Source organism: Rathayibacter sp. VKM Ac-2927 (assembly GCF_022815525.1).
Classification (GTDB): domain Bacteria; phylum Actinomycetota; class Actinomycetes; order Actinomycetales; family Microbacteriaceae; genus Rathayibacter; species Rathayibacter festucae.
Map to the genome: position 1 here is coordinate 672,682 of NZ_JALGRT010000001.1, position 13,887 is coordinate 686,568.

Here is a 13,887-nt window from a genome sequence, read left to right on the forward strand (position 1 = left end):
GACCAGTGTACCGGCTGTCCCTCGCACGCCCGCGAGGGGCGTTCGCGGAGCGAGAACGCGGGGTGCCGCAGGGCGCCGCGATCGGGTAGCGGAGTCCGCTCCTACTCGAGTGAGTCGCTGCGCCAGAGGCGTGCGCAGCTCACCAGCTCGGCCGCGGTGGTCGAGAGGCGGAGGGCGCGGGTCGTCAGCTGGCTCGCCCGCGGTCCGTCGATCAGCTCGACGTCGTCGGCCACCGAGGCGGCACCGGAGGCGCTCACCCGGCAGAAGGCCGCCGCGCGGTCGAGGGCGACGGCGAAGTCGCCGTCGAACACTCCGCGGAGGATGCGGTCGGCCAGCTCGGTGATCTCGGCCGGTCCGGTCGGCGTGACCGCGCCGGCGACGACCGGGTCGATGGTCGCCGAGAGCTCGACGCCGCGCTGGTAGAGGAAGCTCGTGCTCTCCGGGTCCTGCCGGATCACGAGCCGCAGCAGGTAGATGCGCCAGAGGGCGCCGGGGAGGCTGGACGGGCTGGAGCGGGCCCAGAGCTCGGCGAGCGCGTCGATGCCGTTGTGGTCGGTGTACTCGACCAGGCGGTCGATGACCACCGGATCCGGGTCCTCGCGCACCCGGCTGAGCAGTGCGATCGCCGTCTCGTGGGCGACCCGGCTGATCTGCGCCGGGTCCTCCCCGCCCTGGAACGCCTCGAAGACGCGGGAGGGGAACTTGGTCGGCTTGTGGAAGCCGTCTGTCATGGGGCCGCCTTCCGCGGTCGGGCGGGACGCGCGGACGCGTCCTGCTTCGTGGGGGTTCGAGGAGGGTAACGCCTGCGCCTGGGCAGGTATGCCCGACGCCGCTCCGGGCGCGCGGGGGCGCTACCCTGGATGCCGCGGGCCTCTAGCTCAGTTGGCAGAGCAGCGGACTTTTAATCCGCGGGTCGTCGGTTCGAGCCCGACGGGGCCCACTCCTCCCGCCGTCTCCCGAGCACGACCGCCGCGAACGTGCGTCGGTGGACGCGGCGGAGCAGCAGCGCTCGACGCCCTTCCCGCCGACGGCCGAGATCACTCGTGGCAGAGGGACCAGGCGGCGTCGGGGTAGTCGCGCTCCTCGCCGTCCTCGGTCGAGAGCAGGCGCCAGACGCCGTCGTGGTGCTCGAGGAGGCGGCCGCGGACGATCTCGGACTGCCAGCCGTCCACGGTGCGGAACCAGCGGACCAGGCGGACGGTCGTGCTCTGGTGGGGCTGGAGGCGGTGGGTCATCGGGGGTGTCCTGTCGGGGCGGGGTCGTGGCGGGGCGCCTGGTGGAGCTGCTCGGGCGGTGGGCGGGTCTCGATACGCCGCCTGCGGCGGCTACTCGACCAGCATGAGTCGGTGGCGGGGAGGGGCTGCTCGAGAGTCGGGTCGACTGGGAAGAGAGGGCGCAGAGCTTGCTGGTCGAGTAGCCCCGCAGGGGCGTATCGAGACCCACCTCCCCATGAACCTCGGTCTCCTCATCGCCCTGCGATGGCGGCTGAGCGATCAGCAGGGGTGGCCGCGGGGGCGGGGCGACCGGCGGAAGGGGACACCGCCGGCCGCCCCTGCGGGTCAGCGCGTGGGGTCGACGCGCCAGTGGCAGACCATCGTGGTGGTCGAGCGGTAGGAGTAGGTGACCGCGTCGACCCTCGGCACCTCGCGCTCGTAGTCCGGGTAGAGCTCGGAGGCGGAGTCGACGCCGGGCGGGAGGCACGAGCCGAGGGAGACGTACCGGGTCAGCCGGGTCGGCGCCGTGTAGTCGTCACCGGTGACCGTGTCGTCGGCGGGCACGAAGGCGGGGATGCCGGTGAAGACGCAGACGAGCGTCAGCGACGTCCCGGACCGGACGAAGCGGTAGTCCTTCGTCTGGAGGCTGTAGCCGGGCGCGGCGGGCAGCAGGGCGCCGTAGTAGCAGGAGCCGTTCGACGAGATGTCGGTCGAGGCGTAGCCGTCGAGGTTGGCCCCGGCGTTGTGATCGGCGAGGGCGGGGGTGGCGGCGGCGCCCACGAGGGCGACAGAGGCGGCGAGGGCGAGCAGGGTGGAGCGGAAGGACGGCATGACGGTCTCCTCATCGAGACGGCGTCGGCGCTGGGCGTCGGCAGGGAGCGGTCGCTCGTCGTGCGAGCGGACGGCGGGCCCGGCTCGTGGGACGACGTCGTCCCCGTGCTCGGCCCCGCGGGCGTCCGGCGGACCGGATGACCCGAACTCTAGACCGCTGCGCGCGCGCTGTCTGCCCCCTGCGAGGTCACGCAGGCGCTCCAGCCACAGCCCTCAGACCAGGCGACCGGCGCGCAGCCTGCGGGAGCGGCGGCGCAGCGTCCGGTCGCTCGGACCGAAGCTGTCGGATTCGAGGAGGAGTCTCAGCGAGAGCGAGACCTGGCGGGCGAGACGCGGGTCGATCCCCTCCGGGATCCGTACCGCGTCGATGAGATCGAGAGCCGTCTGCGTGGTCCGGGACATCGCCATGCCCGTGACCCTAGAGAGGGTGGGCGCGCCCTGACGGCCCCGACACGGGGGCGCACGACGGCAGCAATGCTCAGCCGTCGTGCGCCCCGGTGCGGGTGGTGCGGGTGACTACTTGCTGCCGTCGCCGCGGCCGGTCGCGGACTGCAGGCGATCGATGTGCTCGGACGCCTCCGCCTTCGTGATGTCGGCCGGGAGGGTCTCGCCGGCCTCGCGGGCGAGGGTGTCGAGGTAGCTGCGCTGCGGGCCGGTCATCGGCTCGTCGCCGGTGACCCAGTCGGACGGGTCCTTGCTGGCGCTGGTGTCGCTGCCGTCATCGGCACGGGCGCCGAGGACGTCGCCCTCGGTCTTGACGTCGGGATCGGTGGTGTTGGGGATGTCGTCGCTCATGCTGCGACCGTACGCCCGACCACCGACACCGGCGAGGGCTTGCGGAGCGGGCCCGGGCGACCCGTTCCGATCGCGCGCCCGATCCGGCGGGCGTCCCGCGTCAGGAGCCCAGGAGAGCGTGGGCGACGGTGAAGATCACCAGGCCCGCCAGCGAGCCGACGACGGTGCCGTTGATCCGGATGAACTGCAGGTCCTTGCCGACCTGCAGCTCGAGCTTCTCGGAGGTCTCCTGCGGGTCCCAGCGGCCGATCGTCTCGCCGATGATGCTGGCGATGTCGCCCCGGTAGCGGTCGACGAGGTTCGCCGCGACGGTGCCGATCCAGGTGTCGACGGTCGAGGCGAGCGCCTGATCGGTCGAGAGCCGGCGGCCGAGGTCGACGACGATCGACTCGATGCTCGCGCGCAGCGGGCTCTCGGGGTCGTCCATCGCGCCGAGCAGCGACGACTTCGTCGACTCCCAGGCGTCCCCGGCCAGCTCGCGCACCCGGGGGCTGTCGAAGGCGCGGTTCTTGATCTCCTCGACGCGCAGGATCAGGTCGGGGTCGCTGCCGAGGTCCTTCGCGAGCGTCGCGAGGTAGCCGTCCACCGCGATCCGGAACGGGTGGCCCTGGTCGTCGCGGATCGTCTCGACGAGGACGAGCGCCTCGCGGTAGAGCCGCTCGTCGACCGCCCGGCTGACCGCGGAGGGCAGCCAGCTGGGGAGCCGGCCGCTGACCATCCTCGTGAAGCTCTCGGGATTCGCGATCAGCCAGGCCTCGGCCTGCTCGACCAGCGTGTCGACGAGCCGGCGGTGGTGCCCGGCCTCGACGACGCTGCCGACGAGCGAGCCCAGCGGCGGGCCCCACTGCGGGTCGAGCAGGTGGCGCCGGGCGAGCGCCTCGATCACGCGCTGCACGTCGGAGTCGTCGAGCAGCGCGATCGCGGAGCGGACCGCCGCCGCGCTCTCGCCGCCGACGCGATGCGCGTTCTCGGGCTCGGCGAGCCAGAGCCCGGCACGGCGGGCGATGCCGAAGGAGTCGAGCTTCTCGCGGACGATCGCGCCGCGGAGGAAGTTCTCCTCCACGAACTGGGCGAGACTCGCGCCGATCTCGTCCTTCTTGGTCGGGATGATCGCCGTGTGCGGGATCGGCAGCCCGAGCGGCCGCCGGAAGAGCGCCGTCACCGCGAACCAGTCCGCGAGCGCGCCGACCATGCCGCCCTCGCTCGCCGCGCGCACCCACTGCAGCCAGGGGTAGCGGTCCTGGAGCGCGAAGGACACGGCGAACACGATCGCCATCAGCACCAGCAGACCGGTGGCGAGCCGCTTCATCGCGACGAGTGCGGCGCGCTTCGCCTCGTCGTCGCGGCCCGCGGAGGTTCCGGCCGTGGCGGTGCTGACGGCGCTCGTGCTGCTCGTCGTCATGACGAGGCGGGGAATCCCTCGTGGCGGATGCCCCAGGCGACGCTCCACTCCTCGCCGGGCTCGAGCCAGCGCAGGCCCTGACCGGAGTTGAGCGCCTCGGCGGGCGCGGTCATCGGCTCGACCGCGATGGCGGTCTTGACGTCGTCGCCGTCGGGGAAGATCCGGGTGATGAAGACCTGGATGAAGTTGTGCGAGGCGTCGGCCCAGAGCAGCACGCGGCGGCCGTCGTCGGCGAGGAGGCCGTGGACGCTCTCGCCGTCGACGATCGTGACGTCGGCCCAGGCGTCGTCGAGCTCGAGCTCGCCGATCCGGCGGCCGCGGCGGAGGTCCCACTCGGTGCCGTCGACCGGGCTCTGACCCGTGGGGTTGAGCCGCTCGTCGACCTCGATGTGCACGGCCGCGTCGACCGTGATCTCGAGCTCGTCGGTCGGGACGTCGCCAATCGCGAGGAACGGGTGCGTGCCGATCGCGACGGGTGCCTCATCGGCGCCGACGTTGACGACGCGGTGCACGACCTTCAGGCCGTCGGCCTGCAGCTCGTAGCGGACCGTGGTCTCGAGGTGGAACGGGTAGCCGGCCTGCGGGACGACGGGCGCGGCGAGCTCGACGAAGGACGGGCCCTGCTCGACGACGCGGTAGGAGGCGCTGCGCAGCAGGCCGTGGATCGCGTTGTGGTACTTGGGCTCGGTGATGTCGAGCTGCTGGGTGCGCCCGGCGTGGTGCCAGCGGCCGTCCTTCACGCGGTTGGGCCAGGGCATCAGGACGATGCCCGAGCCGAACGGCGGGACGACGGTCTCGGGGTATCCGGCGGTGATCTCGACGCCGTCGACGGAGAGGTGGCGCAGCCCTGCGGCCACCTCCGTGACGACGGCGTGCAGGGTGCGTCCCTCGGCGGTGAGGTCGAGGGCGAACTGGCGCCCGGTTGCGGGGGCGGGAGTGAAGTCGGCCATCCCTGAATCCTACGGACCGGCACCGCCGTCGGCCTGCGGACCGGGCCGGAGCGTGCCGCAGCGGGTGACGGCGAGGCCCGCCGCCTCGAGCCGCTCCACGACGGCGTCGCCCGCGGACGCACCGGTGAGCAGGCGGTCGAACTCCTCGGTGCCGGCGACCCGGCCGAGGTCGACGACGCCGAGCTTGCTCGAGTCGGCGACCACGACGCGGCGGGTGGCCGCGTGCAGCATGCGGCGCTTGAGCGTCGCCTCGGGCAGGTTCACGTTGGTCACGCCCGCCTCCGGGTGGACGCCCGTGCAGCCGACGAAGACGACGTCGGCGCGGATCCGCTCGAGCACCTCGGAGGCGAGCGGCTCGACGAGGGAGTGCTGCAGCGGGCGCAGGGTGCCGCCGGTGACGACGACGGTGAAGCGCGGGATGGCGGGCTCGAGCGCGAGGGCGACGCTGAGGCCGTTGGTGACGACGGTGACATCGCGGAGGTCGTCGCGGGCCACGAGTGCGTGGGCGATCGCGAGCGTCGTGGTGCCGACGTCGAGGATCACGCTCTCGCCGGAGACCACCGAGGCGGCGGCCTCGCGGCCGATCGCGGCCTTCTCGTCGGAGGCGGAGGCGAGGCCCTCCTCGAACGAGCGCTCCCCCGAGCGCTCGCCGGTCGGCACGGCTCCCCCGCGGACGCGCTGGACGGTCCCCTCGCCGGCGAGCCGGTCGAGGTCGGAGCGGACGGTGACGACGGAGACGCCCAGGCGGTCGGAGAGGTCCGCGACGGAGACGAAGCCCTGCTTCTCGGCGAGCAGCCGCATCTCGAAGCGGCGCTCGAGCGCCGAGCGGCCCTCCTGCTCCCCGTCCGTCCTCATCGCTCCATCGTGTCCTTCGCGCCATCGACTTGTCAAAGAGAAACCACGCTTTCCTTTCCGAAGGTCGCGGTCTATCGTGGGCGGTGCCATGAACGAAGCGATCCCCCTCTCCGCCGGCGTCGTCAAGCGCCCGCACGTCCTCGCCGACGGCCGCGACCTCATCTACTTCGATGACGCGGACACGTCCCTCCCTCCCGAGCGCTCGGCGGACGCCCGCGAGCTCGATCCCCGCCCCGCGACCGCGCGCATGCGCCAGGACGTCCTCACCGGGGAGTGGGTGTCGATCGCCGCCTCCCGGCAGAACCGCGTCTTCCTGCCGCCCGCCGAGCTCGACCCGCTCGCCCCGGCCTCGCCGACGAACCCGTCGGAGGTGCCGAGCGTCTACGACGTCGCCGTCTTCGAGAACCGCTCGCCGTCCTTCGGGCCGCTGCTCGAGGACGAGGACGCGCCCGCGTCCCTCGAGGACCTCCGCACGCTCGGCCTCGGACGGACCCTGACGAGCGTCGGCCGCTGCGAGGTCGTCTGCTTCAGCCCCGAGCACGAGGGCTCGTTCGCGACCCTCTCCGCCTCGCGGGCCCGCACCGTCGTGGAGGCGTGGGCCGACCGCGTCGCCGCGCTGTCGGCTCTGCCCGGGGTGCAGCAGGTCTTCCCGTTCGAGAACCGCGGAGAGGCGATCGGGGTCACCCTGCACCACCCGCACGGCCAGATCTACTCCTACCCGTACGTCACCCCGCGCACGACGCGGCTGCTCGCGTCGCTCGACGCCTACGGCCCCGGGATGTTCGCCGACATCCTCGCCTTCGAGCAGGCCGGCGAGCGCGTGCTCGTCCGCGGCGAGCACTGGACCGCCTTCGTGCCCTTCGCCGCGCGCTGGCCCATCGAGGTGCACGTGCTGCCGCACCGCCACGTGGCCGACATCAGCGAGACGACGCCCGAGGAGCGCGACGAGCTCGCCGTGGTCTACCAGCGGCTCCTGCGCGGGATCGATGCGCTCTACGACTCGCCCACCCCCTACATCTCCGCCTGGCATCAGGCGCCGGTGCACGAGCGGCGCGACGAGGTGCGGCTCATGCTGCAGATCACGTCGCCGCGCCGCGCCGCCACCAAGCTCAAGTACCTGGCGGGCAGCGAGGCGGCGATGGGCGCCTGGATCGGCGACATCGCCCCCGAGACGAGCGCCGCCGCCCTGCGCGAGGCGATCGAGCGCGCCGACGCCGCGACCCTGGCCGCCGAGACGGCCGCGAACCCCGACGCGTCGCTCCCCGCCGCCGACACCACCCCCGAGGAGAACCGATGACCACCTCCGCCTCCCTCGACGCCGTCGCCGAGCGCGCCGCGCAGGACTTCGAGCGCGCCTACGGCCACCCGGCCGTCGGCGTCTGGGCCGGCCCCGGCCGGGTCAACCTGATCGGCGAGCACACCGACTACAACGACGGCTTCGTCTTCCCGTTCGCCATCGACCGCGCCACCGCGATGGCCGTCGCGCCGAGGGAGGACCGGGTCGTCCGGATCTCGAGCGCCTTCTCCCCCGAGCACGTCGAGATCTCGCTGGACGACCTCGGGCCGGACGCGCTCGACGGCTGGTCTGCCTACCCGCTCGGTGTCGTCTGGGCGCTCACCGAGTACGGCGTCGACCTCGGCGCGCGCTCGGGCTTCGACGCGTTCGTCGACTCCGACGTGCCGGTCGGCGCGGGGCTCTCCAGCTCGGCCGCACTGATGTGCGCGATGGCCGTGGCGCTGAACGAGCTCTGGGAGCTCGGGCTCGACCGAGCGACGCTCGCCCGCGTGGGCCGTCGCGCCGAGAACGTGGCCGTCGGCGCGCCGACCGGGATCATGGACGAGTCCGCCTCGCTGTTCGGCGAGCGCGACGCGGCCGTCTTCCTCGACTGCCGGAGCCTGGACACCGAGGTCGTGCCGCTCGGCTTCGAGGAGGCCGGGCTGGTGCTCCTCGTCATCGACACCCGGGTCGAGCACGCGCACGCCACCGGCGGCTACGCCGAGCGCCGTGCGTCCTGCGAGCTCGGTGCCTCGACGCTCGGGGTGGAGTCGCTGCGCGAGCTGTCGGTGGACGACCTGCCGCGCGCCGAGGAGCTCCTCGACGACGTGACCTACCGCCGGGTGAAGCACGTGGTGACCGAGGACGCCCGCGTCCTCACCACCGTCCGCACCCTCCGCGAGCAGGGGCCGCGCGCGATCGGCGAGCTCCTCGACGCCGGCCACGTCTCGCTCCGCGACGACTTCGAGATCTCGATCCCGGAGCTCGACACCGCCGTCGAGGCCTCCCGCGGCGCCGGCGCGATCGGTGCGCGGATGACGGGCGGCGGCTTCGGCGGCTCCGCCATCGCGCTCACCCCGGTCGAGAAGGAGCAGGAGGTCCGCGCGGCGGTCCTCGCCGCCTTCGCCGACAAGGGCTTCCGCACGCCCGAGCTCTTCCTCGTGACCGCGGCCGACGGCGCGGGCCGCGTCCGCTGATCCTCCGATCTCCTAGGAGAGATCACCTGGTAGGCATGGGCGAACCATGCTGATCGAGTAGCCCGCGGAGCGCGGCGTATCGAGATCCACCACCGTCAGAACGCGAGTCTGCAGACCCGCCCTGTCGAGGGCGGTGGGTCTCGATACGCCCCTGCGGGGCTACTCGACCAGCATGAGAAGGGGCGCGGCGCGTCCTTTTCCTCACCACGAAACGCGGAGCGGGCTACTCGGCCGGCGCCGGCGGGACGACCGAGCGCAGAGCGCCTCCGGTGACGCGGACGAGCTCCGCGGCGCTGGTCGGGTAGACGGTGTGGGCGTGGCCGGCGGCCGCCCAGACGGTGTCGAACTCGGCCAGGGCGGAGTCGACCACGGTGGGCAGCGGGGTCGGGTGACCGACCGGCGCGACGCCGCCGATGGTCTGGCCCGTCGCGGCCTTGACGACCGCGGCCGAGGCGCGGGTGATCTCCCCGCCGAGCTCAGCGCCCAGCCAGTCGGTGTCGACGCGGTGCGCGCCGCTGGTGAGGATCAGCAGCGGCGACCCGTCGAGGAGGAAGACCAGCGAGTTCGCGATCTGGCCGACCTCGATGCCGAGGGCGGCCGCGGCGAGCGCCGCCGTCGACGCCGCCTCGTCGAGCCAGCGGACCGGCGGCCGCATCCCGTGCGCCTCGAGATCGGCCAGGACGCGGTCGACCGCGGGGTGGCTGCGCTCGCTCATGCGAACGACCGTAGCCGACCCCGCGACCGGTGGAACCGCTACTTCGTGAGCGTCGCGATGTCGATGACGAAGCGGTAGCGCACGTCCGAGGCGAGCACGCGCTCGTAGGCCTCGTTGATCTGCGACGCCGAGACGACCTCGACCTCGCTCGCGATGCCCTTCTCCGCGCAGAAGTCGAGCATCTCCTGGGTCTCGCGGATGCCGCCGATGCCCGAGCCCGCGAAGGAGCGGCGCGCGGCGAACAGGGTGAAGACGTGCAGCGGCAGCGCCTCGGCCGGAGCGCCGACGTTCACCATCGTGCCGTTGCGGCGCAGGAGGCCGAGGTAGGCGTCCAGGTCGAGCGGCGCGCTGACCGTGTTGATGATGATGTCGAAGGTGTTCTTGAGCGTGGAGAACGTCTCCTCGTCCTTCGTCGCGTAGTAGTGGTCGGCGCCCAGACGGAGGCCGTCCTCCTTCTTGCTCAGCGACTGCGAGAGCACGGTGACCTCGGCGCCCATCGCGTGCGCGAACTTGACGGCCATGTGGCCGAGCCCGCCGAGACCGACGACGGCGACCCGCTTGCCGGGGCCCGCCTCCCAGTGCGAGAGCGGCGAGTAGGTGGTGATGCCGGCGCAGAGCAGCGGCGCGGCGGCCTCGTAGGGGATCGACTCCGGGACGCGGAGCACGAAGTCCTCGACGACGACGACGTGGGTGGAGTAGCCGCCCTGGGTGACGGTGCCGTCGCGGTCGACGGAGGCGTAGGTGCCGGTGTTGCCCTTCAGGCAGTACTGCTCCTCGCCGGCGAGGCAGTTCTCGCACTCGCGGCAGGAGTTGACCATGCAGCCGACGCCGACGCGGTCGCCGACCTTGTGCTTGGTCACCTCGGAGCCGACCTCGGCGACGACGCCGACGATCTCGTGGCCGACGGTGAGGGGGTACTGGACGGGGCCCCACTCGCCGCGGACGGTGTGGATGTCGGAGTGGCAGATGCCCGCGTAGGCGATCTCGATGAGCACGTCGTGCGCTCCGACGTCGCGGCGCTCGATCGTGGTGGGGACGAGCGGCTCGGTGGCGGAGGGGGCGGCGTAGGCGTTGACGGTCAGCATGTTTTCTCCTTCGTGGGGGCGCGCTCGAGCGGTGGTCCGGAGGGGGTGGGAACGCGAGCGCGTCTACCCACGCTAGCGAGCCCCGGCTGGACGCCGCCCGTAGGCTCGGAGGATGCGGAGGACGATCGATCTGAACGCCGACCTCGGCGAGGGCTTCGGTGTGTGGTCGCTCGGCGACGACGACGCGATGCTCCGGATCGTCACGAGCGCCAACGTCGCCTGCGGCTTCCACGCCGGCGACCCCTCGATCATGCTCGCCACCTGCCGCACCGCCGCCGAGCGCGGTGTGGCGATCGGCGCCCACGTCGCCTACCGGGATCTCGCCGGCTTCGGCCGCCGCGACCTCCCCGTCGACCCGGCCGAGCTGCACGCCGACGTCGTCTACCAGCTCGGCGCCCTGCAGGCGATCGCGCGAGCCGCGGGCACGGAGGTGCGCTACGTCAAGCCGCACGGGGCTCTCTACAACCGCATCGTGCACGACGAGCGGCAGGCGGAGGCGGTGGTCGCCGCCGTCCGGGACACCGCTCCCGCACTGCCCCTGCTCGGCCTCGGGTCCTCCGCCGTCGAGCGCGCGGCGGCGAGCGCCGGCCTGCCGTTCCTCCGCGAGGCGTTCGTCGACCGCGGCTACCGCGCCGACGGCACGCTGGTGCCCCGCGGCGAGCCGGGCGACCTGCTGACCGACCCGGCGGTCGTCGCCGCCCGGGCCGTGCGGATGGTCCTCGAGGGCGCCGTGACGGCCGCCTCGGGCGAGGACCTGCAGCTCGACGTCGACTCCCTCTGCGTCCACGGCGACACCCCCGGCGCCGTCGCGATGGCGGAGGCGGTGCGCGCGGCCCTCTCCGAGGCGGGCGTCACCCTGGTGAGCGCTGCGCCGTGATCCCGGTGCGGCTGCTGCCCTCCGGCGACCGCGCCGTGCTGGCCGAGGTCGACGGCCTCGACGAGGCGCTCGCCCTCGCGGCGGCGCTCGACCGCTCCCGGCCCGCGGGCGTCCTCGACCTGGTCCCTGCCGCCCGGACGGTCCTCGTCGTGCTGGACGAGTCACTGCCGGTCGCGACCGCGTCCCCGTGGATCCTGCGGACCGCGGAGGCGACGGAGCCGAACGTGCCGGGCACCGTCGGCCGCCGGCACGAGATCGCCGTCCGCTACGACGGCGTCGACCTCGCCGAGGCGGCGGACGCCCTGGGCTGGACGACCGCCGAGCTGATCCGCCGCCACACGGCGACCCCGTGGCGCGCGGCCTTCGGCGGCTTCGCCCCCGGCTTCGCCTACCTCGTCGCGCTCACCCCCTGGCCGGAGGTCGCCCGCCGCGCCGAGCCGCGCACCCGCGTCCCCGCCGGCGCGGTCGCCCTCGCAGCCGGCTACTCCGGCGTCTACCCGCGCTCCTCCCCCGGCGGCTGGCAGCTGATCGGCTCGACCGACGCGGAGCTCTGGGACATCGAGCGCCTGCCGCCCGCCCTGCTCGCCCCCGGCGACGAGGTCCGCTTCCGGGCACTGCCGTGAGCCTGCGCATCCTCGACCCCGGCCCCCTGGCCCTCGTCGAGGACCACGGCCGCCCCGGCCACGCCGCCGTCGGCGTCGGACGCTCCGGCGCGATGGACCGCGGCGCTCTCCGCCTCGCGAACCGCCTGCTCGGCAACGCCCCGGACGCGGCTGCGCTCGAACTGCTCGGCGCCGGCTTCACCGCCCGCTTCGAGACCTCCGCCTGGATCAGCCTGACCGGAGCCGCCGGAGCCGCGACCCTCGACGGCGCCGCCCTCGCCCGCGTCCTGCCGACGCTCGCCCCCGAGGGCTCGGTCCTGCGACTCGGCCCCCTGACGACGGGCCTGCGCCGCACCCTCGGCGTCCGCGGCGGCATCGCCGCGCCACCCGTCCTCGGCTCCCGCTCCCGCGACACCCTCTCCGCCCTCGGCCCGGCCCCCCTCCGCCCCGGCGGCCTGCTCGCGTTCGGCACCCCCGCCGGCGAGGTCCTCCTCCCCGACTGGTGGCCCTTCGACCCGCCCCGAGACCCGGTCCTGCGCGTGCACCCCGGCCCCCGCCTCGACCTCCTGCCCCCCGGCACGTGGCAGCGCCTGCTCACCGGCCCCTGGCACCTCAGCCCCTCCGCCGACCGCATCGGCCTCCGCCTCACCGGCACCCCCCTCCCCACAGGCGACGCCCCTGAGCTCCCCAGCGAGGCCCTGGTCCACGGCTCGATCCAGCTCCCGCCCTCAGGCCTCCCCGTCCTCTTCGGCCCCGACCACCCCACAACGGGCGGCTACCCGGTCCTCGCCGTCATCGCCTCGACGTCCCTCGACGCCCTGGCCCACCTGACCCCAGGGGACGAGGTCCGCTTCCACTCCTGAGTGCCCCGTCGCCTGGTCCCGCCGCCCCTGGTCCTCAACACTCGGTGCTCCGGTCCCCAACGAGCCTCAGCGCCCCCGACCGGCGAAGCCCGGTCCCCCGTCCGCCGGCCCGGAGGGGCGCGGTGTCTCGTCGCGGCTCCTGGCTCGGGTCTGGCGGGCGCGCCGAAGGCGCGCGGGAAGGAGCCGCGACGAGGCACCGCGCCCCTCCCCCCGTCAGAACGGCAGCAGCAAGCACCCCCCGACGTCGAACTAGCGCAGAGCCCGCTCCGCCGCCCCCACCACGTTGTGGATCAGCATCGCCCGCGTCATCGGCCCGACCCCGCCCGGCACCGGCGACAGCCACCCCGCGACCTCCGCGACTCCGGGAGCGACGTCGCCGGTCAGCTTCGCCTTCCCCGTCTCCGGATTCTCGACCCGCGTGATCCCGACGTCGAGCACCGCCGCCCCCGGCTTCACCCAGTCCGCCGCGATCAGCCCTGGAACACCCACAGCGGCGACCACGATGTCCGCCCGCCGCACCTCCGCCGCGAGATCCGTCGTCCGCGAGTGCGTCAGCGTCACCGTCGCGTCGAGCCCCTTGCGGGTCAGCAGCAGCCCGAGCGGGCGGCCGACCGTGAGCCCGCGCCCGACGACCACGACGTGCTTCCCCGAGATCGGGATCTCGTGGCGCTTCAGCATCTCGACGATGCCGTTCGGCGTGCAGGGCAGCGGGCTGTCGAGCTCGCCCTCGACGCCCAGCACCAGCCGGCCGAGGTTGGTCGGGTGCAGTCCGTCGGCGTCCTTGTCCGGGTCCATCAGCTCGAGCATCGCGTTCTCGTCGATGCCCTTGGGCAGCGGCAGCTGGATGATGTAGCCGGTCACCGAGTCCGATTCGTTGAGCTGTCGGATGGCCGCGCGGATGTCCTCGGCGGAGGCCGTGGCGGGCAGGTCGACGCGGATCGACTCGATGCCCACCTCCGCGCAGTCGCGGTGCTTGCCCGCGACGTAGGAGCGGGAGGCCGGGTCGTCGCCGACCAGCAGCGTGCCGAGACCGGGCACGACGCCCTTCTCGCGCAGCACGGCCACGCGCTCGGCGATCTCCGCCTTGACCGTCGCGGCGGTCGCGACGCCGTCGAGTACCTGTGCCGTCATCGTGGAACTCCTCGTTCGTCGGCGCTCCCGCGCCTGTCGTGCAGTAGTGCTCGGCGGTGTCCGGAGGCGCGCTCGGCGCTCCGGACCCCGCCGAG

At 73.6% G+C, this 13,887-nt stretch carries 16 protein-coding genes and 1 tRNA gene; 6 read left to right on the forward strand and 11 right to left on the reverse strand.

The window, feature by feature from the left end; all coding sequences use genetic code 11:
• Positions 1-101: 101 nt before the first annotated feature.
• Positions 102-731 (reverse strand): DNA-directed RNA polymerase subunit beta, encoded by a 630-nt coding sequence (locus tag MT353_RS03155; RefSeq protein WP_123445137.1) that lies wholly within the window; start codon positions 729-731, stop codon positions 102-104.
• 136 nt (positions 732-867) lie between these two features.
• On the opposite strand from MT353_RS03155, the gene MT353_RS03160 reads away from it, so the two are divergent.
• Positions 868-940 (forward strand) — tRNA-Lys (locus MT353_RS03160).
• A gap of 97 nt (positions 941-1,037) precedes the next feature.
• Here MT353_RS03160 and MT353_RS03165 read toward each other — a convergent pair.
• The 7 genes from MT353_RS03165 to MT353_RS03195 all read right to left on the reverse strand — a co-directional run bounded on the left by MT353_RS03165 (position 1,038) and on the right by MT353_RS03195 (position 6,047).
• Positions 1,038-1,235, reverse strand: a complete 198-nt coding sequence (locus MT353_RS03165; RefSeq protein WP_243598725.1) for a hypothetical protein — start codon at positions 1,233-1,235, stop codon at positions 1,038-1,040.
• Positions 1,236-1,559: 324 nt separating this feature from the next.
• Positions 1,560-2,045, reverse strand: coding sequence for a hypothetical protein (locus MT353_RS03170; RefSeq protein ID WP_123445136.1), 486 nt, complete (start codon positions 2,043-2,045; stop codon positions 1,560-1,562).
• 213 nt (positions 2,046-2,258) lie between these two features.
• The gene (locus MT353_RS03175) at positions 2,259-2,453 is read right to left on the reverse strand and encodes a hypothetical protein (RefSeq protein WP_123445135.1); all 195 of its coding nucleotides are present in this window, start codon (positions 2,451-2,453) and stop codon (positions 2,259-2,261) included.
• Positions 2,454-2,561: 108 nt separating this feature from the next.
• Positions 2,562-2,840 carry a DUF3072 domain-containing protein gene (locus MT353_RS03180; RefSeq protein WP_123445134.1) on the reverse strand — a complete coding sequence of 93 codons (279 nt, stop codon included), beginning with the start codon at positions 2,838-2,840 and terminating at the stop codon, positions 2,562-2,564.
• A gap of 100 nt (positions 2,841-2,940) precedes the next feature.
• A complete protein-coding gene (locus MT353_RS03185; protein WP_243623589.1) occupies positions 2,941-4,242 on the reverse strand; it encodes a DUF445 domain-containing protein in 1,302 nt (433 codons plus the stop codon).
• Positions 4,239-5,192 (reverse strand): aldose 1-epimerase family protein, encoded by a 954-nt coding sequence (locus MT353_RS03190; RefSeq protein WP_243623590.1) that lies wholly within the window; start codon positions 5,190-5,192, stop codon positions 4,239-4,241. The genes MT353_RS03185 and MT353_RS03190 overlap by 4 nt, the downstream gene beginning before the upstream one ends.
• A 9-nt stretch (positions 5,193-5,201) precedes the next feature.
• Positions 5,202-6,047 (reverse strand): DeoR/GlpR family DNA-binding transcription regulator, encoded by an 846-nt coding sequence (locus MT353_RS03195; protein ID WP_243623591.1) that lies wholly within the window; start codon positions 6,045-6,047, stop codon positions 5,202-5,204.
• 88 nt (positions 6,048-6,135) lie between these two features.
• Between MT353_RS03195 and galT the strand changes: the two genes are divergently transcribed.
• On the forward strand, positions 6,136-7,344 hold the full coding sequence (gene galT, locus MT353_RS03200) for a galactose-1-phosphate uridylyltransferase (protein ID WP_123702214.1): 1,209 nt from the start codon (positions 6,136-6,138) through the stop codon (positions 7,342-7,344).
• Positions 7,341-8,519, forward strand: a complete 1,179-nt coding sequence (galK, locus tag MT353_RS03205; RefSeq protein WP_243598721.1) for a galactokinase — start codon at positions 7,341-7,343, stop codon at positions 8,517-8,519. The genes galT and galK overlap by 4 nt, the downstream gene beginning before the upstream one ends.
• Before the next feature lie 223 nt (positions 8,520-8,742).
• Here galK and MT353_RS03210 read toward each other — a convergent pair whose 3' ends face one another.
• Positions 8,743-9,234, reverse strand: coding sequence for a YbaK/EbsC family protein (locus MT353_RS03210; RefSeq protein WP_243598720.1), 492 nt, complete (start codon positions 9,232-9,234; stop codon positions 8,743-8,745).
• A 38-nt stretch (positions 9,235-9,272) separates the two neighbouring features.
• Positions 9,273-10,319 carry an NAD(P)-dependent alcohol dehydrogenase gene (locus MT353_RS03215; protein ID WP_123735082.1) on the reverse strand — a complete coding sequence of 349 codons (1,047 nt, stop codon included), beginning with the start codon at positions 10,317-10,319 and terminating at the stop codon, positions 9,273-9,275.
• A gap of 112 nt (positions 10,320-10,431) precedes the next feature.
• Between MT353_RS03215 and MT353_RS03220 the strand changes: the two genes are divergently transcribed.
• From MT353_RS03220 to MT353_RS03230, 3 genes are read left to right on the forward strand one after another with little or no spacing between them, the layout of a single operon-like run.
• Complete coding sequence (locus MT353_RS03220; protein ID WP_243598719.1) at positions 10,432-11,196, forward strand: LamB/YcsF family protein; 765 nt, start codon at positions 10,432-10,434, stop codon at positions 11,194-11,196.
• Complete coding sequence (locus MT353_RS03225; protein ID WP_243598718.1) at positions 11,193-11,819, forward strand: allophanate hydrolase subunit 1; 627 nt, start codon at positions 11,193-11,195, stop codon at positions 11,817-11,819. Before MT353_RS03220 ends, MT353_RS03225 begins: the two co-directional genes overlap by 4 nt.
• Entirely contained in the window at positions 11,816-12,661 is an 846-nt protein-coding gene (locus MT353_RS03230; protein ID WP_243623592.1) for a biotin-dependent carboxyltransferase family protein, read from the forward strand. Before MT353_RS03225 ends, MT353_RS03230 begins: the two co-directional genes overlap by 4 nt.
• Before the next feature lie 249 nt (positions 12,662-12,910).
• Here MT353_RS03230 and MT353_RS03235 read toward each other — a convergent pair whose 3' ends face one another.
• Positions 12,911-13,792: a bifunctional methylenetetrahydrofolate dehydrogenase/methenyltetrahydrofolate cyclohydrolase gene (locus tag MT353_RS03235; RefSeq protein WP_123445127.1), complete on the reverse strand. Its 882-nt coding sequence runs from the start codon at positions 13,790-13,792 to the stop codon at positions 12,911-12,913.
• Between the last annotated feature and the right edge of the window lie 95 nt (positions 13,793-13,887).

Bases quoted from the DNA above. Each gene is read 5' to 3' on its own strand.
- MT353_RS03155 (WP_123445137.1), bottom strand. From the start codon at position 731: ATGACAGACGGCTTCCACAAGCCGACCAAGTTCCCCTCCCGCGTCTTC.
- MT353_RS03165 (WP_243598725.1), bottom strand. From the start codon at position 1,235: ATGACCCACCGCCTCCAGCCCCACCAGAGCACGACCGTCCGCCTGGTC.
- MT353_RS03170 (WP_123445136.1), bottom strand. From the start codon at position 2,045: ATGCCGTCCTTCCGCTCCACCCTGCTCGCCCTCGCCGCCTCTGTCGCC.
- MT353_RS03175 (WP_123445135.1), bottom strand. From the start codon at position 2,453: ATGGCGATGTCCCGGACCACGCAGACGGCTCTCGATCTCATCGACGCG.
- MT353_RS03180 (WP_123445134.1), bottom strand. From the start codon at position 2,840: ATGAGCGACGACATCCCCAACACCACCGATCCCGACGTCAAGACCGAG.
- MT353_RS03185 (WP_243623589.1), bottom strand. From the start codon at position 4,242: ATGACGACGAGCAGCACGAGCGCCGTCAGCACCGCCACGGCCGGAACC.
- MT353_RS03190 (WP_243623590.1), bottom strand. From the start codon at position 5,192: ATGGCCGACTTCACTCCCGCCCCCGCAACCGGGCGCCAGTTCGCCCTC.
- MT353_RS03195 (WP_243623591.1), bottom strand. From the start codon at position 6,047: ATGAGGACGGACGGGGAGCAGGAGGGCCGCTCGGCGCTCGAGCGCCGC.
- galT (WP_123702214.1), top strand. From the start codon at position 6,136: ATGAACGAAGCGATCCCCCTCTCCGCCGGCGTCGTCAAGCGCCCGCAC.
- galK (WP_243598721.1), top strand. From the start codon at position 7,341: ATGACCACCTCCGCCTCCCTCGACGCCGTCGCCGAGCGCGCCGCGCAG.
- MT353_RS03210 (WP_243598720.1), bottom strand. From the start codon at position 9,234: ATGAGCGAGCGCAGCCACCCCGCGGTCGACCGCGTCCTGGCCGATCTC.
- MT353_RS03215 (WP_123735082.1), bottom strand. From the start codon at position 10,319: ATGCTGACCGTCAACGCCTACGCCGCCCCCTCCGCCACCGAGCCGCTC.
- MT353_RS03220 (WP_243598719.1), top strand. From the start codon at position 10,432: ATGCGGAGGACGATCGATCTGAACGCCGACCTCGGCGAGGGCTTCGGT.
- MT353_RS03235 (WP_123445127.1), bottom strand. From the start codon at position 13,792: ATGACGGCACAGGTACTCGACGGCGTCGCGACCGCCGCGACGGTCAAG.